Here is a 21,449-nt window from a genome sequence, read left to right as displayed (position 1 = left end):
CGCGTGACCGGCCCCTCGGTGGATCGTTTCGGTCGTCGTGGGGCGGGGTGATCTTTCGGATGAGGAATGGGCTCGACTGGAACCGCATCTGCCGAGGAGTGCGGGGCGGGGTGGGCGGTGGCATTGCCACCGTCGGGTGATCAACGGGATTCTGTTCCGGCAGCGGACTGGCCTGCCGTGGCGGGATTTGCTGTCCCGTTTCGGGAAGTGGAAGACGGTTCATGACCATCATCGCAGGTGGTCAGCAGACGGCACGTGGGAGAGGATCCTGCGGGGCCGTCCAGGCCGACGCCGACGCCGAGGGCCTGATCGACTGGAGCATGGTCAGCGTGGACTCCACCTCCTGCCGGGCCCACCAGCACGCGGCTGGTGCTCACTCCCGCCCGCCGAGAATCTCCGGCAGACGAAGCATGCCGGTCCAGCGCCGGACCGACGAGGCCCTGGGCCGTTCCAAAGGCGGCCTGACCTGCAAGATTCATCTGGCGGGTGAGGGCGGACGTCGTCCCCTCGCCTTCGTCATCACTCCCGGCCAGTGGGGCGATGCCCCACAATTGATCCCCGTACTGGAACAGATCCGGGTTCTGCGGCCCGCCGGCGGACACCCTCGTACTCGGGCCGATCACCTCGGCGGCGACAAAGCCTATTCGTCGCGCCGCAACCGTCGCCATCTGCGGCGGCGCCAGATCAAGGACACGATCCCGGAGCCCAGGAACCAACGTGCCAACCGCCAGCGGAGCGGCAGTAAGGGCGGCCGTCCGACCAGGTTCGACAGAGAGATGTACCGGCGCCGCAACGCAGTGGAGCGGACGATCAACCGGCTGAAGACCTTCCGTGCGGTCGCGACTCGCTACGACAAGAGGGCCTACGTCTTCCACGGGACGGTCACCGTCGCCTCGATCCGGCTCTGGCTGCGTACATAGGTTCGCTCGGGCCTACTCCAGCAGGAGTTCGACGCCATCCGGGACCCAGGGGAAGGGGACGTTGGGCCATCGCGCGGCGGCCCACGCGTCGAGTTCGACGGCAAGCACGGCATCGATGAAGACCTGCGGCGGTCGGTAACCGTGATCGGTGACGTAGTGCGTGATCAGGAACGGAGCGGCATAAGCGACGCCGGGCACGCCCGGGATCCGAACCTCGCCATTCCCTTCCGGAGCCTTCTCCTCAGGACACAGATCGCACTCGTGCACCCCAAGACAGACGTTCATCCACTGGACCTCCTGCAGGGCCTTCAGCTTCTCCACGAACACCGCGGGGACCGTTCCAGTCGAGTACGGCTTGCCGGCTTCCAACCACCCGATGTTCAGGCGGGTGTACGCCGGGCGGTACCAGAGCGCGTAGAAGCCCGACTCCCTGTCCGTGAACGCATCCTCGTCCCGGTAGTCGTACTCGCTGAGATCTTCGTAGAACACCTGCACATCATCGCCGCATCGCCTCTTTGGCGCCCAGGCGAGCCACGACCCATCGGACACGGCCTAGCTGCAGGGTGCGGTCCCCGCCGGCCTGGTTCGTATCCACCTCTACGCCTGAGTCCTGCTGCCCTTCGCCCAGCAGGGCTGCGATCAGGCAGCGGCCTCCGCCTTTGAAGTGGGCTTGAAAGAACTCGACGCTCACCGTGAGGGCCCCTCGCCCTCGGCCGCCTGCACCACAGCCACCCCGGGATGGGCTGCCGTCACTCAGGGCGTTTCAGCGTTCCCTGCTGTATGAGCCCTGAGGGTCCATCCGAACCCGGGTGGTGTGTCCGATCGTTGCCCCTTCGGCGCAGCCAGGTCAGGGCTTCCACGTGCGGAGGATGGCGGCAATTTCGGGTGCGGTGGAACGCGGGCTATTCAACGCGTGCGCGAGCGCCGTTAGTTGTTCGCGGGTGGGGGCGACCGGGACGTTGCTGGCTTCGAGGTACATGACCGCGACGGCGCAGGCGACCGTCAGGTTGGAGCGCTCCAGCCAGCGGCAGCGGCCGAGGGTGTGCACCAGGGCCGCAGCGCGGGCGTAGGTGCCGTCGTAGACGGGGTGCTCGAGGAGTTCGCCGCGGTGGCGGGCGACTGCGGAGATCGGTACGCCGTAGTCGTCGACGCCGGGGTCATAGTGGCCAGCTCGTTCAGCGACTTCCAGGATCCAGGATTCGTCGATGTGCAGGATCACGCGGCGGCGCCCGGCTGCGGCTGGGCGTAGGGGGCGTCGAGTTGCTGTTCCAGGTCATCGAGGAAGTCGCCGTGCTCACTGATGAGGCGCTGCGCAGCGGTCATGCCGGCGGCGCGGGCGCCGGTCGTGTCTTCGATGATCAGCCGCTCGACGTAGCGGTTGAAGTCCAGGCCGCGGGCGGCTGCGGCGTCCTTGCCTGCGGCTAGAACGTCAGGTTCCAGACGGACCTGGGTCTGCTTCTTCGGGGAGACCATACCCTAAGGGTAGCAGGGTGGTAGCAGTGATTGGAGACCCTGAGCCCGAGGCTTCCGGCTGGGCTTCATCCGACACGAGCGACTTGTTCCACCGCAGCAGTGGTGAGACGCGGCGCAGCGGCCCCGACCACCAACGACGCAGATACCGCTCGTACGCCACCTTCAGCGACCCGGACGGCAAAGAGTGGATACTGCAGGAGGTCCCTGACTAGGCCGGATGCCGAGAGCCCGCCCCACACCGCACAGACCCTTGCCCGCACAGTGAAGAACCTCCTCTACTCCACCGACGCGGGCTCGGTGCTCAATACCTATCCGATGGGCGGCGGGACCAAGCCCGTCCCGGTCCAGCTCACGCCCGCCGAACGGGCCTCTGCCGCGTCCCGACTGGTAGACCCTCTGGAGGAAGGGGCGACGTCGACCAGGCAGGCCGCCGCGAGCGGGAGAGCGCGTTCCGCGTGGGGCCGCTGCGCGGCTGTGGGATCCATGCGGCTGTGATCAGTTGTGCAAGACCGCTCAGCGGTTCAGCCATCCGAGGGTGAGATTTCCTGTCCCCGCTCCAATTCCCGGTACCGCTCCGCATCGCGGGCGATGGCGTCCCGCCGAGAGACGGCGTTCTTGCGGCCCGAGACCGCTCCGATACTGGCTCCGCGGGCGGTGAGGCGCGGGGAATAGGCGGGGGCCGGGTACGAGAGGTGCACGAGGCGTGTCTGTTCCTGACGCATGTGCATGAGCGACTCGAGGATGTAGCCCACCAGCAGCACGAGCGTGGCGATCGTCATGATCGCGGCGGCCAGAACCGCCGTGGGAAGGCGGGGCACGGTGCCGGTGCGGACGAAGTCGACGATGACGGGGATACCCAGGACGACCGAGACGAGGGCCAGCACTCCAGCGATCACGGTGTGCACGAGCGAGGGGCGCTCGCGTCTCGCCAGGTCGAGAATGACCCGCAAGATGCGCCAGCCGTCACGGTAGGTGCGCAGCTTGCTCTCTCCACCGGCCGGCCGGACTCGGTAGTCCACGGCCACCTCCGCCGTCGGGAGGCGGAGATGGAGGGCATGGATCGTCATCTCGGTCTCGGTCTCGAACTCGCGGGCCAGTGCCGGGAAGGATCTCACGAAGCGCTGCGAGAAGACGCGGTAGCCACTGAGCATGTCGGTGACGTCGTTGCCGAAGAGGGAGCGCACCGCCCCGGTGAGCAGTTTGTTGCCTGCCGCGTGACCTGTCCGGTAAGCCCCGTCGTCCGTGACCCGACGAGCCCCCACGACCTGGTCGTACGGGCCCTCGAAAAGCAGATTGACGAGATCCCGGGCGCGGGAGGCGTCGTAGGTGTCGTCTCCGTCGATGATGAGCAGGGCGTCCGCAGCGACGTCGGCGAAGGCGCGGCGGATGACGTTGCCCTTGCCCTTGCGGGGTTCCTGCCGGACGATCGCGCCCGCCTCTCGAGCGACTTCAACCGTGCGGTCGGTGGAGGCATTGTCGTAGACGTAGACGATCGCCTCGGGGAGTGCCGCGCGCAGGTCGCGCACCACCTTGCCGACGGCCGCCTCCTCGTTATGACAGGGCACGACGCATGCGATCGTCGGTTCCACGGCCGCTCCTCACTCGAACTCAACATTCACACAGTAGGAAATACTGCGATATGAGCGCGCCTCGGCCGTGAGGGCGCGCCGGGTCGCTACTTTCACCGTGTGCCGGTCCTCATTTCCGTGGCGCTGCGCGCGCGTGACGCCATAAAGGGCATGTGGCGTGAGGCCGCAAAGTTCGGCGTCGTCGGAGCACTGGCCTTCGTCGTGGACAACGGCGGCTACAACCTGCTCGTCTTCGGCTTGCCAGGTGGCGCGCAGGGCGGGCCGATGAACGCATATCCCGTTCAGGCGTCCGTTCTGGCGACGAGTGCCGCCGCGCTCTTCAGCTGGATCGGGAACCGCTACTGGACCTATCGGCATCAGCACCGCGAGAGGCTGACCCTCGAACTCGTCCTGTTCTTCGTGGCGAACGGCGTGGGGCTCGTCATCACCGCGGGGACGGTCTATGCCTCCCGGAATCTGCTCGGCCTCGGCTCTCCACTCAGCGACAACACGGCCCGCATCGTGGGCTGGGTGCTGGCGACCTTGTTCCGTTTCTACGCCTATCGGCGCTACGTCTTCGTCGCATCCTGAGCCGTGAGCATCCCGGCGCTAGCATCCGGCATATGGGAAAAATGGGATGGGTGTCGCCGGTGCAGCGCTGGGTCTGGGGACTGGCCGCCGTCGCCGCGCTCTGCTGCCTGGGCACGATCCTCACGTTTGCTCCCGGTTACCTGAGTCCCGACAGTCTCGACCAGCTCCGGCAGGCCAGAGGGACGACACCCCTGACCGACTGGCACCCGCCGGTGCTGAGCCTGTTGTGGCGCGCGCTCATCGCCGCCACCGGGTCGTTCGCGTCCATGGCCGTGCTCCAGTCGCTGGTCTTCTGGGGCGCGCTATGGGTGCTGGCCTGGTGCGTGTGGGATCTGACGGCGAGCCGTCGCGGTTCACTCGCGGTGCTGGGGCTCGGTCTGCTGCCGTGGGTGCTGACGTTCGTCGGAGTGGTGTGGAAGGACGTCCAGGCGGCGTTCGCGCTGCTTGCGGCGTGCGCGGTCGCCTTCGTGGGGCTGCGGTTGCGGGACGGTCACTCGCGTCCCGTCGTGCGGTGGGGGCTGTTCTGGCTGGGCGTGCTGTTCCTCGCGTACGCCATGCTCGTGCGCAAGAACGCGTTCCTCGCCGCGATCCCGATGTTCGTCCTGTTGGTCCTGGCGCTGTGGCGTGGTCCTGGACGCCGTTTGTGGGTGAAGTGCACGGCGAGCCTCTTGGCCGCCCTCCTCGTGCCGGCAGCAGCCATCTCTCTCATCGCGGGCCCTCTCCAGACGCATCAGAGCGCGCAGATCGTTCTCGACGACCTGGTCCATGTGCTGACGGTGGAGGAGCTCCGGTCGGCGGACGTCCCCCCTGGGCTCAGGGACCGGCTCGTGGCTGCGGCGCGTGAGTGCGACCGGGTCGGTGCCCTGTCGGACGCCTACTGGGCCTGCTACGAACGCCCGGCGGACGGACTGCGCGGGGACTCGGACGAGATGACCTCCCTGTGGCTACGGGAGATGAGCGGGCATGTACCGCACTACATCCAGTACCGACTGCAGCTGTTCGCGAGTCTGCTGTTCGAGACGGGTTATCAGTACAAGGCGGGCGTCACCCCCAACGACCTGGGCATCGAGGTGGCGCACCCTCGGCTGGAGGACACGCTCGGCACCTACGTCAAGGGCATGGCCGAGGACATGCCCTGGCTGTTCCGCGGGTGGTTCTGGCTGGCCGTCGCCATGGTGCTTGCCATCCGGCCCGGCAAGGGCCTGTTCTCCATGCCGGTGCGGGCGCTGGGAATCAGTTCGGCGGCCTACATTCTCGGCTATCTGCCGATCGTGCCCGCCACGGACTTCCGCTACGTCTATTGGCCGGCGATCGCCTGCTCCCTCGGCCTGCTCCTGCTGTGGCCGGGGCGGCGGGCGACGACGCCCCCGGGAACGGCGAGCCCCGGCACCGTGACCGGCCGTACGGTGACGGCGCATCAGCCGACGGACGCCCAGAGCCGGTCACCGCGCAGTGACGCTCCAACCAGTCGTCAGGCAGCCGGAGGCCCGGTACAGGGTGGGCCAGGCGGATGAGACCCGATCAGGTTGCTGCGCGCTCATCAGTCACCGAACGCGGGGACATGCTCCGCGGTCACGTCTTCGCGCAGCCGCACGAACCGCACCGGATGCCGGTACCGGCCTTCGTCGACTGCCGTGTCCCCCTGAAATTCGGCCACGAGCTCGGGCCACACCGGCTGGTGCACCAGCTCGCCTGAGTTGCCCCAGCCGGCGGAGAAGCTTCGCCCGTGCCACGGATGATGGGCCCCTGCCGCTCGCAGCCGGCCGACCAGATCCCGACGGGCAGCAGGGTTCAGAGGGGTGGTGCGTGCGAAAAACCGCAGCCGACCGGTGTCGTCGTAGCGGCCCAGAAGCAGCGAGGACGGCGACTCCACCCGGCCCGTGACCGAGCCGATGATCCCCTCGGCAGTCGTACGGGACCGCACCTTGATCCAGGCACGGCGGCCAGGAAGGTACCGCTGCTCACTGCACCTGACGACGACGCCCTCAATACCGACCTTTCCCCACGCGGGATCGAGCCACTCGAGAGCGGTCGCCCTGTCCGTAGTAGCTGGGCACAGGGTGAACGGGGCACCCAGCACGTCGCGGGCGAAGAGGTCCTCGAGCATGGCGCGTCTCTCGCGGTACGGCCGGTCGAGCAGTTCCCTGCCGCCGGCCTCCAGGACGTCGAACACGATCAAATTGGCCGGGTGCTCCGCGGCGGCCTGGGCGGCGTTGCGGCGGCGTCGGCGGGCACGTTTTTGCAGTTCACCGAAGTGCAGCCTGCCCTCGGCCGCGACAACGAGCTCACCGTCCAGTACCAGCGCTTCGCTCAGCGCTGAGGCTGCGGTGGCGATCTCCGGGAAGGCCGGGGTGAGGTCGGAGCCGCGCCGGGACTGCACCATGATCAGCTCTGAGCGGGCGAATAGGACTGCTCGGAAACCGTCGGGCTTCTGCTCTGCGACAACATGCCCAGGCAGCGACCGGTCCGGAGGCAGTTCCCGCCGTGCTTCGGCGAGCATCGCCTCGATCGGCGGAATCAACGTCACGCAGCCACATCTACGCGGCACTCGCCACCCGTGCATGTTGGACGCGGCAGGTGAACGGGGGACCCGCGCCCTCCGCCTGGGGTGCGGCCGAGAATCTTCTGGTTGCACGGCCGGGCTGTGACCGGCATCGCGATCCCGCTGTCCAGGGCAAGCAGGTCCCCGGCACGACGGGCTGAACGCCTGTGGCCCAGAGGGGTGAGCTTGCCGGCCGTACTCGGGTCGGCAAGTGATTCCACCCGGGAGTACTTGAAATGTGCGGGGCGACGGCTGCGGGCGGAAAAAGTCGCTCGCCCCGTACAACCCTTCAGTCCCTTTGGGAGTCTCTCCTGCGCCGGTCATGATCGCGCCATGCCAAAGCTGTCGCCGACGTCAACGGCGATGGCCACGGGACCCGCACGGACACCGCATCCCCGGGAGGACCTTCGTGCGTAAACGCACCCTGCTGATGTCCGCGACTCTGCTCGCGTCGGGACTGTCCCCGCTCGCCGCGACAGGAGCGCGGGCCGCTTCCGGAGCTCCGGGCGACATCAACAAGGACGGCTATCGCGACGTCGTCGTGTCGGCCCCGGACGCCAAGGTCTCCGGGCACGCCGAAGCCGGGGCCGTGGTGGTCCTGTACGGCACCGCCCGCGGGATCGACCCCTCCCGGCGCACGGTGCTGACCCAGAACTCCACCGGCGTGCCGGGTACCGCCGAGGCCGGCGACCGCTTCGGCGCCGCCGTGGCCGTCCACGACCTGAACCGCGACGGCTACAGCGACCTCGTGGTCGGCGCGCCCGGCGAGGACGTCAACGGGGACGACGGCGGCGGCTCCGTCACTGTCGTATACGGCGCCGCCTCCGGCCTCACCAAGGCGAAAACGGTCGCCGACCGCTGGCCGACGACGCACGACGCCTGGGGACGCACGCTCGCCGTGGGCGTCTACAACGGACTCAATCCCGTCAACGACGGCAAGCTGTCCATCGCCATCGGCGCCAACGACGCCGAGGTCACCTACATGCCGGCCGACCTGTCCGCGCAGTCCGGCACCGGCGGCAACGGGTTCATGTTCAACCCGGCCCACGGCATCGTCGCCCTGACCCACGTCGACCTGCCCAACACCGACAACGACCGGCTGATCGTCCACGGCCGCGGAGTGTGGGACGGCGGCTGGGGCTACGACGGCACGGGTGACGGCCCGGCCACCTGGCTCGCCGATCCGGCCGGGTTCGAGGACGCCCAACTGCCCGCGGGCACGGTCTCCGCCGTGGGCGACCTCAACGGCAACGGCTCGCCCGACCTGGTCGTCGGCAACCCCGAGGACCCCTCGCAGAGCCCCGGGACCGCGCTCGGCGGGCAGGTGACCGTCCACTTCGACGCCGGATATGGCGGTTCGCCGAGCAGCGTCCAGACCATCACCCAGGACACCTCCGGCGTGCCCGGAGCCGGTGAGGCCAAGGACCGCTTCGGCGCCTCCGTCGCCGTCGGCGACACCGACAAGGACGGCCGGGCCGACCTCGTGATCGGCGCCCCGGGGGAGAACGGGAACAGCGGATCCGTCATCGTCGTCCGCGGCACCGCCGGACGGCTCGACACCGCCCACGCCCGCACCTGGACCCAGAACACCGCGGGCGTGGCGGGGACCTCGGAGACCGGCGACACCTTCGGCGCGGCCGTGCGCGTCCTCGACATGAACAAGGACGGCTACGCCGACCTGCTCGTCGGCGCCCCCGGCGAGAACGGCGGAGCGGGCAGCCTGTGGCTCCTGCGCGGCTCTGCCACCTCCGTCACGGCCACCGGCTCGGTCAACGTCGGTCCCGGCGGCGCCGGGCTCGGCTCGAGCGGCAGCGCACACTTCGCCCAGGTGGTGACCGGCCCGTGACCGCCGGCACCCCGCACACCCGACTTCCCCTCTCCGGAGCAGACATGCAGTCCCCCGCCCGCATCCCCTCGCGCTCCCTCGCCTGCGCGATCGCCGTCACCACGGCGGCCACACTGACCGCCGTCGTGCTCCCGGCCGGGCACGCGGCCGCCGCGGCGCCGTACAAGGGCGCCAACACGGCCGCCGTACAGGACGACTTCAACGGCGACGGCTACCGCGACCTGGCGGTCGGCGCCCCCGGCGCCGCCAACGGCTCGGTGAACGCCGCCGGTGCGGTCGTCGTGCTCTACGGCTCGGCGAGCGGCGTCTCCGCCACTCACCGCACCGTCATCAGCCAGGCCACCACCGGCGTTCCGGGCGCCCCCGAAGAATGGGACGGCTTCGGCACGTCGGTCGCCTCCGCCGACCTGGACCGCGACGGCTACGCCGACCTGCTCGTGGGCACGCCGAGCGAGGCGGCGGGCACGATGGGCGGCATCGGCTCCCTCACCGTCGTCTGGGGCGGCAGCGCCGGGCTCAAGGGCGGAGCAGCCGTCTCACCGCCCACCGGCCTCGACGAGGGCTGCGGCTTCGCCGCCGGCATCGCGGTCGGAGACGTCACCGGCGACGGCGCCCCCGACATAGGAGTAGCCGGGAACTGCGGCGGCACCTCGTACACCGGCCCGTTCACCCGGACCGGCCGCCCAGCCCAAAGGTCCTTCATCAACTCGATCGGCACCAACCGCGGTGTCGCCATGGGCGACGTCGATCGCGACGGGCGGGCCGAACGCTTCTGGCTGCCCGGCCCCACCGACGGAGACGTCAACGGCACGGTGTACGTCGACCGGGGGGACGGAACCTACACCGAACTGCCGCTCGCCGACGGCGTCACCGGCCGCGTCGGGGACGTCAACGGCGACGGCTACGGCGACCTCGTCACCGGCGTGCCCTACGACGCCTCCCTGATGTCCGACCCAAGCGCCGCCCACCGCGGCGGAGAGATCCAGGTCCTCTACGGAGGCCCCCACGGCATCGACCCGGAGCAGAAGCCGCAGGTCATCCATCAGGACACCGCCGGAGTCCCGGGAGCGGGCGAGGACGGCGACATGTTCGGCGAGTCGCTCAGCGTAGGGGACACCAACGGCGACAAGTACGCCGATGTCGTCGTCGGAGCGCCCTGGGAGGCCCTGGGCTCCCGTATCGGAGCGGGGCAGGCGACGCTGCTGCGCGGCTCCGCCACCGGCCTCACCGCCACCGGCGCCGTGGCCTACAGCCAGGACACCGCCGGCGTGCCCGGCACGGCGGAGCAGGGCGACCGGTTCGCCGCCGCGGTCCACCTCATCGACGTCACCAAGGACGGCAGGGCGGAATTGACGGTCGGCGCCCCCGGCGAGAACGCCGACGGGTTGCTGTGGACGGCCAAGGGCGCCACGGCCGGCCCGGTGACGTCCGGATCGAAGACGCTCAGCGGAACCGCCGCCGGTCTCAAGCGGAAGTACGCGGAGGTCGAGTTCGGGGCGGCACTCCCCGGCGCGCGCAAGACCGGCTGAGCCGGACGACGGCCTGGCGAAGGGCGGGCGCCCGTCACGGTAGCCTGCCCCTCGGGTGTGCGCCCACGCGCAGTCAGGCGCACTGCCCCGACCTGCTGCGAGCGCAGAAGAACCCCGATATCGGTCAGGGAAAGCGAGCCATCAGGCGTGTAGAGCAGACAGTTCCCGTGCTCCGCAGCGTGGTCCAGCAGGAACTGCTGGCCCTGCTCCGGATCGCTTCCCGCCAGCGGGAAACCGGACAGGAAGACCTGAGGACCGGTTACCGCATCCAGCGCAACACAGGCGAGCCTGCCCGCGTTGTAGAAGCTTTCACACCATCCGGGAAGTCCTCCTGCGCATACGGACCGCCAGCCCGTTCCTGCGGTCCAGGGACCAAAAGCGCCTGGGCGACCTCGGCTGGAGACATCCCGAACCGCAAGGGCCCCACGCCGGCTCCCGACCGCAGCTCCCAGCACTCTCCCGCTCCCCATCCACGCCCATCCATCAACCCCTACGTTCCGACCGGTCCGGACCAAGCAGCACGCACAAGGCCGTGGGCCAAGGTGCCAACTCAGCTGCACAAGTGCCAACAGGATTGCTGCTATCGGCCGCAGTCATTCTGAAACGGTCAGTAGGACGCTGATTGAGATGGTGAGTCGGCGGTAGCTGAGGGCTGCGGCTATGCCGACGAAGGCCAGGAAGTACTCGACCTTGCGCTCGTAGCGGCGGTGCAGGCGTCGGCATCCGGCCGGCCAGGAGACCGTCCTCTCGACGACCCAGCGGTGTCGGCCGAGCCGAGTGGACGACTCGATGCCCTTGCGGGCGATGCCGTGGCGGATGCGACGCTCACAAAACCATTTCCGCAGGTGGTCATAGTCATAGCCCTTGTCGCCTCTGGGCAGCCTCCAGGCGGACCGACCACCTGCCCCGGACGCGTAGGAGCATCAACGGCCGAACTACCGCCTTCCGGACGTCGACCGAACTCAGCGTGTCCTGTTCGCCTGCCTGCTGATGCACGCGGCGGGGGCTCGCCGACGGCGACACCCCGGCGAGTGTGCTCCGCGCAAGCGAGTCCAAGGACGCTGCACACCAGGAATTCCCGCTGGACGGCGTCGCGTGGTCCAGGGCCGGGCCCGGCGTGGGGCATGGCGTTGCCGGGCCCGCATGCTGAACGGCCCCCACACCAGATGATCCGAACCCGCAGAATCGCCCACCGCGACGACCACGCAGACTCAAGACACCCACACAGGGCATGATGCCCGCGCCACGATGGGGGTCATCGCTTCCGCGGGTGCAGGCCAGCGGGTTTTGAGGCGGACGGCCGGTGTGGGGGCGACTGCTCGACCGCGCCCACACCGGCTCACCCGCTCACCGGCCGGCGACAGGGCCTTTCACGTTACGCAGTTCCCGCTTGAGGATCTTTCCGGTGGCGTTGGTGGGCAGGTGGTCGCAGAACTCCATGAGGCGCGGGTACTTGTAGCTCGCCATCGACTCCCGGCACCAGGCGATGAGTTCCTCCTCCGAGATCGCCATGCCGGGCGTGCGCACCACACACGCCTTGATCTCCTCGCCGTGGCTGTCGTCTGGCACGCCGATCACCGCTGCCATGCTCACGGCAGGGTGGGTCAGCAGGACCTCCTCGATCTCCCGCGGGTACACGTTGAAGCCACCGCGGATGATCAGGTCCTTGGCGCGGTCCACGATGTAGTACCAGCCGTCGCTGTCCCGACGGGCCAGGTCGCCGGTACGGAACCAGCCGTCCCGCAGGACCTCCGCTGTCGCCTCCGGCCGGTTGAGGTAGCCCTTCATCACGTTGTGTCCGCGGACGACGATCTCGCCGACCGCGTCGGGGCCCTCGACCGGGGAACCGTTCTCGTCGATCAGATCCAGCTCCACGCCCCAGACCGGACGCCCGATGGAGCCTGGGCGGGCCTTCGCGCCGGGCGGAGAGAAGGTGGCCACCGGGCTGGTCTCCGACAGGCCGTAGCCCTCCAGGAGGGTGATGCCGAACCGTTCCTCGAAGCGGCGGTGGATCTCGACCGGCAGTGCCGCGCCCGCCGAGACGGCGAAGCGCAGGTGTTGTGCGATCTGGGTCAGGTCGGCCTCGGGCGCCTCCTCGCCGAGCAGGGACCAGTACATGGTGGGGACGCCGGCGAAGATCGTGACCGAATGACGCTCCATCAGGAAGAAGGCCGAGCGCGCCTCGAAGCGCGGAAGCAGCACCAGCGTCGCCCGAGCGCCGAGGCCGGCGTTCATCTGGACGCTCTGGCCGAACGAGTGGAACAGGGGCAGCGTGATCAGGTGGACGTCATGCTCGGCCTCGCCGAACAGGTTCCGGGAGGTCAGGGCGTTCAGCGTCATGTTGGCGTGCGTTAGTTCGGCGCCCTTGGGCAGACCGGTGGTACCGGAGGTGTAGAGGATGACCGCGGTGTCACCGGCCTCGGTGGCCACCGTCTCGAAGTCGGCGCTCCTCCCCTCGAGTGCCGCGGTCAGGGTCTGCGTGCCCGCGAGCGGGGAGTCGGTGGTGGGGGTGGCGGTCAGCAGGAAGAAGTGCTCGCAGTCGTCGCTGCTCTCGAACCCGTCCCGCCCCTCCTCGCCCATCCGCAGTTCGGGGGTTCCCTCGAAGCAGAAGTAGGCCCTGGCTCCCGAGTCGGTCAGGTGGTAGGTGATCTCGCGGCTCTTGAGCAGGACATTGAGTGGAACGACCACGGCTCCGGCCTTGAGGATGCCGTAGTAGACGATCGGGTACCAGGGCACGTTGGGGCAGGACACCGCGACCCTGTCGCCGGGCCGGATGCCCCGCGCGCACAGCATGTTGGCCACGCGGCGTGCGGCCGTGTCCAGTTCGGCGTAGGACAGTTGCTGGTCGCCGCAGACCACCGCGGTGCGGTTGGGGACGTCACGGGCGCTGCTTTCCAACAGGACGGCGAGGTTCAGCAAGGGGGTCTCCCTGAGCATGTGAGGACGGTCGGCGCGGGATCGGCCCGACCGGTGTCGGATGGGTCAGCCGCGGAGCGCGGATGCGAAGAGGGCCGGCAGTCCGAGTGGGCTCGGCCCGGCGGTGAAGCGGGTGAGGCGCTTTGCCGTGGTCAGCGCCGTACGGTTGGTGACGAAGTACGGTGGCCGGGGGGAGAGTGCAGGCTCCCGCGTGGCCAGGCTGCGCGGCGCCGGGGCGAAGGGAGCCCGCAGCACGGTCTTCTCGACGTCCTCGAGCATGAACGCGTTGTGGACGAAGCCGACGCCGCTGCCGATGGCGTGGCGGGTGTTGCCGGGGTAGGCCCCCCAGGGGGTGTAGCCGAGGAGAAATCCCACCGCGGACCAGCAGTTGACGCCCAGGGTGCCGTACCGCAGGGCGGCGACGGCCGTCTTGAGCGCCGCTCTCTCGGAGCGCGCCGTCCTGGGGTGCACGATCAGCGTGGCGCCGAGGGTGCCGGGAATGACGTCGTTGGCGAAGTCGACGGCCCGGTGCAGGAATTCGGCCGTGGTCGTACCCGCGAGCCGTACGACGCCCAAGGCGCTGCCGAAGGCCTCGCCGGTGATCAGGACGTCGTCGTGGTCGGCGATGTCAGGTACGAGAAGCCGGCAGCCGTCGCCGTAGGTCTCCGCCGTCGGGTGCGCCGCCCGGACGGCGGCGAGGCGTTCACCCGCCCCGGGGTAGTAGTCGGTACGCGGCGGCAGCTCCCGTAGCACGCGCCGGATCTCGTTCAGCAGCCGCTCCGTGCCGTCCCAGTCGCGGGGCACGACCAGGATCTGGCTGGCGATGCAGTTGTGTCCGGAGTTGTTGGTCTTGCTGCTGACGATGTGCTCGGCCTGGAAGCGGAAGTCCGCGTCGCTCCACGGGCCCGGTGTCACGATGCACGGACTGACACCGCCCAGTTCGCTGCTGAAGGGCTTGTCGACCAGGGGCCGGTCCTCACGGCGTCGTTCGGCGGCTTCGTCGCCGGTGCCCCAGACGATGGAGTCGTGCGTGCGGTCGCTCCCGGTGACGTGAATGCTGTCGACGCCGTCATGACGCGTGAGATGACCGCCTTCGGCCGCTCCGCCGTCGACGAAGCGGACCCAGTCGCGGGCGACGAACTCGGCGAAGACCTGCTCGAAGTGTGGGCGGAGGTAGGCGTTGACGGGGTTCATCTTGGCGACGACGACCTCGCCCTCCACGTAGAGCTTGTGCAGGATGTCGAGCGCCGTGATGGCGGCGACGTTGCCGGCACCGAGCACCAGCGCCACACCCGGGCGGCCCGCTCGCCCCCGGTACTCTCCCGCAGCCCGTTCGCGCACCTGCTCGGTGGTGGTGCCGGGCGGTGTCCACACCTGGGCACTGAAGCCGTTGAGGAGCAGCCTGTCCCAACCGGTGGTGGGGAAGACGTCGACCAGCGCCCGGCCGTCGCCCGCGCGTGCGGCTCCGGGGGCCAGGGGTTCGCGTCCGGCGGCGATGCGGCGCAGGACGTGCAGAAGGGCCGCGGTGTTCTGTACCAGAGCCCATGGCCCGCCCATCCAGTCCTCGGCCGCCCACGGGGAGTCAGGACCGTAGCCCTTGGCGTTCGCCCCGGCCGCGACCATGTCGGCGGAGCCGGCGACCACGCGGGGCAGCAGCCGCTCCAGCAGGGCGATGCGCTCGGGAAGCGGGGTGGTGGACCAGGTCGCTGCGCTGCGGCGCAGCGGGGCGACGGCCCGGTCCAGGGCGGATGTGTCGAGAGCGCTGGGGGTCACGTCACTCCTCGTGGAAGGTGTTGGATGGCATGGGGGCGGCCCGTGCCCGTCGCAGGGCATGGCGTACTGCGCCCGAGGGCGGATCGGGGTCTTGGGGTCGTGCGGCGGGCGATTCCCGCGGGAGGGCGGGGTGGGATCTCAGGCGGCGAGCCGGCGTGCGTCGCGGTCCGGGTCGATCAGCGTGACCGCGGCGGTGCCGCCCAGAAGGAGCAGGGCACCGGTGAGCAGGACGGCGTACCGATAGCCGTCCGCTCCGTAGGCGTCGACGAGCTGCCCGATCAGCGTCGGTGCGATCAGGCCGGCGGTGGTCACGACGGCGTTCATGATGCCGAGGGCTCCGCCGCGGCGATCGGCGGGGGTCAGTCGGGTGACCGTGGTGACGGCGATGCTGGTCATCGCGCCGGCGGCGCCGAACCCGACGACGAGCAGCACGACGCTCGCGGCGCCGGCCGGCACGCCCGGCAGTGCCAGGCAGGCTGCGGCGCTGATGAGCAGGAGGGCGCCGCCGACCCCGCCGCGGGCCCTTCGGCTCGGTGCGCCGCGACGCAGCAGCCAGCCCGTCAGGCCGGCCTGACCCAGCACGACAACGGCGTTCAGGCCGTAGACGAGCATCAGCACCCGAGCGGAACCGGCTGTCGAGAGGCCCAGTCCCTCGTGCAGATAGGAGGGGAGCCAGACCAGTCCGAACGCGGTGATCCAGTAGGCGCCGAAGTAGGCGGCGGTGGCACCGATCCAGGTCCTGGTCGCGATGATCCGTCGGTACGGCGTCCGGCGCGCCGCCCCCTCGATCCCGTCGACCTCGAGGGCGTCCCCCTGGCCGGAGCGGACGTGGTCCGGCGCGCCGCTCGCATAGGGGCCCTCTCCCCCGAGGGGGACCCATAGCAGGGCCCAGACCAGGCCGGCGACGGCCACGACGGCGAATGCCGAGTGCCAGCCGTGGTGGTCTGTCACCCAGGTCAGGCCGGGTGCGGCGAGGAGCATCCCGAGAGTGGTGCCGAGGACGACCAGCGCACCGGGCAGGTTGCGGGCGCGGTCGGGGAACCAGGACATCGCCGTCTGCTGCGCGACGGGGAACGCGGGCCCCTCGGCCGCCCCGAGCAGCACACGGGAAGCGACGAGCAGGGCCATCCCTCCCCCCAGGGCCAGGGGGGCCTGGGCTACCGACCACAGCACAGCCATCGCCAGGAGCAGCCACTTCGGCCGTACGCGGTCCGCGAGTAGCCCTACCGCGGCGCCGCACACCGAGAACAGCAGGAAGAAGGCGCTGTTGGCGAGCCCGAAGGCGGACGCGGACATGTCGAGATCCGCACGGATCGACTCCGCCGCCATCCCCAGCACGGACTTGTCCGCGAAGTTGACCATCATGAAGACGACAAGGAGGGCGGTAACGGTCCACGCGCGGCGTCGTGCACCGCTCGTATTTCTCGTGGGGCGGGCTGGCACGGCGGGCACGACGTCGGTGTCGGTCACAGGGACTCCGCGGAAGGCAGACGGGGAGGGGAAGGGGGGCCGGGCCGGGCCGGGCGTCCTGAGCCCGGCCCTCACCGCGGGGATGGCGATCAGGAGAGCGGTACGCCTGTGATCGCAATGCGCTCCATGACCCGGCGCTGCGGGTAGTAGTCGTTGATCGCGTAGTGCTGGGTGGCGATGTTGTCCCAGATGGCGACGGAGCCCGGTTGCCAGCGGAAACGGACCTGGTACTCGGGGATGCGCGCCTGCAGGACGAGCTCGTGCAGCAGTTCCCGGCTCTCGTCGTCCGGCAGACCGACGATCCGGATGGTGAAGGGCTCGTTGACGTAGAGCAGCTTGCGGCCGGTGCGCGGGTGGCGGACGACCACCGGGTGCTCGACAGGCGGCAGGGTCTGGCGGTGGGCGGCGATCTGGTCGGCCGTCATCGTCGCGCCCCAGCTGTGCACCCAGTCGTGCTCGGCGGTCAGCCCGTCGATGCGCTCCCGCATCTCGGCCGGCAGGTTGTCGTAGGCGGATGCCATGTCGGCCCACATGGTGTCGCCGCCGGAGGGCGGGATGTCGACGGCACGCAGGACCGAACCGAGGGCGGGTGCGGCCATGAAGGAGTGGTCGCTGTGCCAGATGTTCTTGTTGCCCGCGGCCGTGGCGTCCTTGGCGAGCCGGGAGACACCGGTGGTCCTCGTCTTCGGGAAGAAGGGGTTCGGTTCCGGCTCACCCCACACGCGGGCGAGCGCGAGTTGGGACGTCGCGTCGAACGTGTGCTGGTCCCGGAAGAAGATCACCTTCCACTCCAGCAGGGCGTGCTTCAACTCCTCGGCGAGCTCCTCGTCGACCGGCGCCGAGAGGTCGACGCCGTCGATCTCCGCACCGATGTGCGGGGTGAGCGGGTGGATGCCCAGGCGGCGGTAGTCCGACGGCGGCAGATCCGGCGCGGTGCGATCGAGCACGCGCTTGCCGAAGTGCACCAAGGGCTTGCCGAGGACGGGGGACGTGGTGGTGGCGCTGTCCATTGACTCTCCCGGGGACGACGGTACGGATTTCGTTCCCGGCAGTATCGTTATTAGCCGAGGCGGTGGCAAGGGTCTGCGGCCCTTCACGTTCGGACAGGGGTTCCGGAGCAGCCGGGCGGCACCGCGGCGGCGCCGTCACCTCGCCGGGGCCGCGCCTCCGCAGCCCGCCTCCGCCGGCCAGGGACCGGCCACGAGGAGATCTGATCGGCGGGATCGGGCGAAGTGGTGCCGGGCCGACGGTCCGGCCCCCTCAGGTCGGCAGCGCGCCGGTCCAAGGATGAACGGCTGCCCGGTCACGCCACCCGGCGACGCACCGCCCCATGCATCGGGCTGACGCGCCGCTCCCTTCCGATGGGGCGACACCCCCCGGCCCTTCCCGGCGGGCGGCAGCCCGTGCCGCCGCCACGGGAGGCGGCGCAGGGCACCCGCGAGACAGCCGTCGGGGTCAGGCCGGCGAGGCGACGGCGCGCGCGACGAGGTCCACCAGGGCGTCCACGAACTGGGAGTCCGGCAACTCCCGCTCGCCGATCAGCCGGAACAGCAGCGGCGCGGCAACCAAGGTGGCCGCAGCGCGTACGTCGATGTCCGCACGCACGTCGCCCCGGGCGACACCACGCTCGAGGATGCGCCGGGTCTCGCTCGTGATCCGCTCGGTGTAGCGGGCGTACTCGGCGCGGTCGGCGCCCACCTCGGCCGCCGCACCGATGAGGCCGGCCAAGAGCCGGTCCGAGCCGGGCATCCGGTACGCCTCCAGCCGTGCCGTCAGCACGACCCGCAACTCCGCCCGGAAGTCCCCCAGGTCGGGCACGGAGAGAACGCCGATACGACTCTCGGCGGCGGCGATGACGAGATCCTGCTTGGTGGGCCAGCGTCGATAGATGGCAGGCTTGCTCACACCCGCACGGGCAGCGACGGCGTCCATGGTGACCGCCCCCATACCCTGCTCCGTGACCAGCTCCACAACCGCGCTCAGGACCGCCCCGGTGACCCGCTCCTCCCGTGGCCGCCCCGGTCCCCGCTCTGCCCCTCGCGTCTGTGCACCCGCCATACGTCAGAGCCTACGGGGCCGCCGGACGGGACGGACGGGGGTGCCCCCGCGACGACGCGTCAGGACGCCCGGAGGCATATGCGACCGAAGGAGGTAGACGGTGGTTGCTGCCGGGTGTGGCAGTCCCACAGCTGGAGCTGGACGCCGTCGGTGGCGCCGGCGTCCGGCACGTCCATGTCGCGACCCGAGCCGACGCCCGTGATCCGGCCGCCGTTCGGCGGTTGTGTGGTGGTACGCCGTTGAGCGCCTCGAGGACGGCGGTACCGGCGGCCTTCTCGCTGCCGTCGCTGTTGAATGACGGGGCCTGCTCCGCCCGCCCGGAGTCGCTTCCCTTGGGCGAGGTGGTGAAGGTAGGCCTGTCCGGCGCCAGCCGCATACTGCCACCCCCGAACACGGCAATCAGGCCACATTCGATTGGGCCGCAGCCATCAACTTTCAAGCGTACGGCAGAAAGTCGGCAACAAAGACCTCCCGCCCCCCTGCTGCCGCCATTTTGAATTCTTCACAGATTTCTTCATACTCGAGACAACTGGAATCTATGAAGCTATCAAGCCTTTGAACCGCGACACCGTATTTGGGGCGGTCATTCGGTCGATCTCCAGCCAGGACGAGTGGATCTGAATCCCCCCTTGAAGTAGCCCATCCTGCCGAACGGAGGGCTCCCTCAATGACATCGACGGGATCCGTATCAGGAGATGTGGCGACGAGGACATACGACTGCTCCCAGTAATTTCCAGGATTCGCACCTTTCCCTTCCGCCAAAATGCTCACGTCTTCCGATTGGACAGAGTGCGCAACACTCGCCGGCACGCTGGGCAACTCGCTCCACTCACGGAAAAGAATCCATCCGGACACAAGCGCGACCGCCATTGCAGACACTCCGGCAAGGCGAAGCCTACTCACTCGCTGCCGCATCATCCGCACCGCCTAGCAGGATCGTCACAGGACCCCGCCAACGTACCCGTACCGAGCGGTCGACAGGGATTCCATCCCAGACAAGCCAGTCACGGATTGCCCCTTCTGACCTTGATACTTCATGTTTGCCTCACACCGCGCCGACCTTCTAGGCCGGGACCCCCGGTCGAGCTGGGCGTCTGCGTCTGCCGGCTGCGCAGGAGGGAGTCGTAGAACTCGTAGCCAGTGTTGTATCCGGAGCGGGAGACCAGGGCATTGACGCCCTTGTTCCCATTGCGGGCGTACCGGGTGCGGGTGCACTTTTCGCCACCCTTGACTTCGGTGTCGCCTTCGTCGTCGACGGGCACTGACCATGCCGCACTCGTCAAATTTGGTGGCGCTGCTGCGGATGCGGTCGCGGGGGGGATCCCGCTGGTCTTGTTGGTGCGAGTGTCGTTCGATTTCCACTCCACCGCGTTCTTGCCGGGGCGTCGCACGGAGGCAGGCTGCTACTTGAACTGGTCGCCTGTGAAGCATTCGGACTGGACCAGGACGTCGTAGTTGTTCTTGTTCGACGCTCAGGGGCTGTAGCAGGACGGCGGGGACGGGCTTGACACCGTTGTCGCAGTCCACCCTGTTGTCCACCTCCGGCTCCCTCTCGTTGCGGATGTCGTCGACCATCACCGCCGCGGCCTGGGCGAGTTGTCGGACGTCCATGTAGACGCTCTGTGACTGCTGCCCCGCGATGATGGACTTCACCAAATCAATTCGGCGTCCTGACAGAAGAAATGGGAAGCCGGGTGACGCGAGGAAACCGTGAGGGGGTGCTCGACGGGCACGGGGACAGGCGCAAGGACGCTCCGCACGACCGCTGCGGAAGGGCTGCCCCTTGCACCGAGCCAGGGGGGCCTCGGAAACGCCCGTACCCCTGGCTCCTGGACGAGCTTGACTCGTGCACTCCCAGAGTTGGACCGAGCCGGCTGCCCGTTGCGCCGAAGGGCCCGAACCTTTGAGGGATTGAGCGATCGCCTCGGAAGCCAGGAGTGAGACGCCGAACGTGCTTGTTTCCTGCGCGCTGCGTTCAGGCGCCCGCAGGGCTGTAGTGGTCGAGGAACATGGCCACTCCCCCGCTGATGAGACGGTCTGTCAGGTCCTCGTCGATGTCCGTGCCGTAGGAGCTGAAGACCATGTGCGGAAAGACCAGCAAGCCGTAGAACTGGATGATCGCCACCTCCAGGTCGGAGATCTCCAGCCGGCCCTGCTCGGCCAAGGTCTGCAGAGCTCCCGCGACGGCGGGATGGTGACTCTCCGTGCCGCGGTGCCGCCAGGCCCTGCCCAGTTCAGGGAAACGGTGGACCTCTGCGGCGACGAGGTTCCTCAACGCTGCGACCTCGTCGTTCGTGCGCACGGCGCGGACCCAGGTCCGGGCGGCATCGACGAGGGCGGTCCGCAGGTCCTCGGCAGCTGCCAGCCCTTCCAGTGCGGCCGACGACTCCCCGGCGAGCGGCTCGTCCAAAGCGTCTGTGATCACCGCGATGAACAGGGCTTCCTTGCTGCCGAAGTGGTTGTAGACAGTCACCTTGGACACGCCGGCTTCGGCGGCGATGGTGTCCATCCCCACGCTGAAGCCGTCCCGCAGGAACAACGCGCGAGCGGCCCGGACGATGGCCTGCCGTTTCACCTCCGCACGGGGGCCGCTGGGGGGCTGTCTGACGCCTTTCACGCTCATACCGCGACCCTAGCAGTTCACCTGAACTGTTGAGTTCAGGTGAACTGAACAGTATGGTTCAGTTCAGAGTCGAGTACGGCCGCGGCCCTCCTTCTCCATCGACCGTGGCACCAGATCCGACCGCCGACACACGTCCGAAG

Annotated in this window: 17 protein-coding genes and 1 pseudogene; 5 read left to right on the top strand and 13 right to left on the bottom strand. The window is 69.2% G+C overall.

The annotated features are described in order from the left end of the window. The first annotated feature begins 37 nt into the window (after window positions 1-37). A protein-coding gene (locus ADL34_RS35320; protein WP_107115717.1) for an IS5 family transposase occupies window positions 38-920 on the top strand; the annotation gives its coding sequence in 2 pieces (ribosomal slippage) (window positions 38-274 and window positions 276-920; 882 coding nt in all). Between the two features lie 12 nt (window positions 921-932). On the opposite strand, the gene ADL34_RS30775 is transcribed toward ADL34_RS35320, so the two are convergent. The 4 genes from ADL34_RS30775 to ADL34_RS30760 form a co-directional block, all read right to left on the bottom strand. Beyond that, complete coding sequence (locus ADL34_RS30775; protein ID WP_062671864.1) at window positions 933-1,409, bottom strand: hypothetical protein; 477 nt, start codon at window positions 1,407-1,409, stop codon at window positions 933-935. 358 nt (window positions 1,410-1,767) lie between these two features. Beyond that, entirely contained in the window at window positions 1,768-2,139 is a 372-nt protein-coding gene (locus ADL34_RS30770; protein WP_062671863.1) for a hypothetical protein, read from the bottom strand. Beyond that, complete coding sequence (locus ADL34_RS30765) at window positions 2,136-2,393, bottom strand: hypothetical protein (protein ID WP_062671861.1); 258 nt, start codon at window positions 2,391-2,393, stop codon at window positions 2,136-2,138. The genes ADL34_RS30770 and ADL34_RS30765 overlap by 4 nt, the downstream gene beginning before the upstream one ends. Before the next feature lie 521 nt (window positions 2,394-2,914). Then, window positions 2,915-3,982 (bottom strand): glycosyltransferase family 2 protein, encoded by a 1,068-nt coding sequence (locus ADL34_RS30760; RefSeq protein ID WP_234375143.1) that lies wholly within the window; start codon window positions 3,980-3,982, stop codon window positions 2,915-2,917. Window positions 3,983-4,081: 99 nt separating this feature from the next. On the opposite strand from ADL34_RS30760, the gene ADL34_RS30755 reads away from it, so the two are divergent. Together ADL34_RS30755 and ADL34_RS30750 are read left to right on the top strand one after the other, a co-directional pair. Then, window positions 4,082-4,552, top strand: a complete 471-nt coding sequence (locus tag ADL34_RS30755) for a GtrA family protein (RefSeq protein ID WP_062671859.1) — start codon at window positions 4,082-4,084, stop codon at window positions 4,550-4,552. Window positions 4,553-4,584: 32 nt separating this feature from the next. Then, window positions 4,585-6,066: a hypothetical protein gene (locus ADL34_RS30750; RefSeq protein ID WP_062671858.1), complete on the top strand. Its 1,482-nt coding sequence runs from the start codon at window positions 4,585-4,587 to the stop codon at window positions 6,064-6,066. Between the two features lie 26 nt (window positions 6,067-6,092). On the opposite strand, the gene ADL34_RS30745 is transcribed toward ADL34_RS30750, so the two are convergent. Further along, a complete protein-coding gene (locus ADL34_RS30745; RefSeq protein ID WP_062671857.1) occupies window positions 6,093-7,079 on the bottom strand; it encodes an ATP-dependent DNA ligase in 987 nt (328 codons plus the stop codon). Window positions 7,080-7,503: 424 nt separating this feature from the next. Between ADL34_RS30745 and ADL34_RS30740 the strand changes: the two genes are divergently transcribed. Then, window positions 7,504-8,940, top strand: a complete 1,437-nt coding sequence (locus ADL34_RS30740) for an FG-GAP repeat protein (protein WP_062671856.1) — start codon at window positions 7,504-7,506, stop codon at window positions 8,938-8,940. Window positions 8,941-8,984: 44 nt separating this feature from the next. Then, window positions 8,985-10,469, top strand: coding sequence for an FG-GAP-like repeat-containing protein (locus tag ADL34_RS30735; RefSeq protein ID WP_062671852.1), 1,485 nt, complete (start codon window positions 8,985-8,987; stop codon window positions 10,467-10,469). 593 nt (window positions 10,470-11,062) lie between these two features. Here the strand turns inward: ADL34_RS30735 and ADL34_RS35310 are convergent. The 8 genes and pseudogenes from ADL34_RS35310 to ADL34_RS30705 form a co-directional block, all read right to left on the bottom strand. After that, window positions 11,063-11,341 (bottom strand): annotated as a pseudogene (locus tag ADL34_RS35310) (transposase); the annotation flags it as partial. Between the two features lie 475 nt (window positions 11,342-11,816). Beyond that, window positions 11,817-13,406 carry a long-chain-fatty-acid--CoA ligase gene (locus ADL34_RS30730; RefSeq protein ID WP_199835660.1) on the bottom strand — a complete coding sequence of 530 codons (1,590 nt, stop codon included), beginning with the start codon at window positions 13,404-13,406 and terminating at the stop codon, window positions 11,817-11,819. Between the two features lie 45 nt (window positions 13,407-13,451). Next, window positions 13,452-15,158, bottom strand: coding sequence for an aldehyde dehydrogenase family protein (locus ADL34_RS30725; protein WP_062671848.1), 1,707 nt, complete (start codon window positions 15,156-15,158; stop codon window positions 13,452-13,454). 138 nt (window positions 15,159-15,296) lie between these two features. Continuing rightward, on the bottom strand, window positions 15,297-16,520 hold the full coding sequence (locus ADL34_RS30720; RefSeq protein ID WP_234375142.1) for an MFS transporter: 1,224 nt from the start codon (window positions 16,518-16,520) through the stop codon (window positions 15,297-15,299). Between the two features lie 197 nt (window positions 16,521-16,717). Next, complete coding sequence (locus ADL34_RS30715) at window positions 16,718-17,638, bottom strand: TauD/TfdA dioxygenase family protein (RefSeq protein WP_062671846.1); 921 nt, start codon at window positions 17,636-17,638, stop codon at window positions 16,718-16,720. 445 nt (window positions 17,639-18,083) lie between these two features. Beyond that, complete coding sequence (locus tag ADL34_RS30710; RefSeq protein ID WP_062671845.1) at window positions 18,084-18,686, bottom strand: TetR/AcrR family transcriptional regulator; 603 nt, start codon at window positions 18,684-18,686, stop codon at window positions 18,084-18,086. A gap of 435 nt (window positions 18,687-19,121) precedes the next feature. Beyond that, window positions 19,122-19,457 (bottom strand): hypothetical protein, encoded by a 336-nt coding sequence (locus ADL34_RS36275; protein ID WP_159039004.1) that lies wholly within the window; start codon window positions 19,455-19,457, stop codon window positions 19,122-19,124. A 1,204-nt stretch (window positions 19,458-20,661) separates the two neighbouring features. Further along, window positions 20,662-21,309, bottom strand: coding sequence for a TetR/AcrR family transcriptional regulator (locus ADL34_RS30705; protein WP_062671844.1), 648 nt, complete (start codon window positions 21,307-21,309; stop codon window positions 20,662-20,664). Window positions 21,310-21,449 lie beyond the last annotated feature (140 nt).

The organism is Streptomyces sp. NRRL WC-3605 (genome assembly GCF_001509795.1).
Lineage (GTDB): Bacteria > Actinomycetota > Actinomycetes > Streptomycetales > Streptomycetaceae > Streptomyces > Streptomyces viridochromogenes.
The sequence above is the reverse complement of the archived record's forward strand: the minus strand, read 5'-3'. Positions and strand labels throughout refer to the sequence as shown.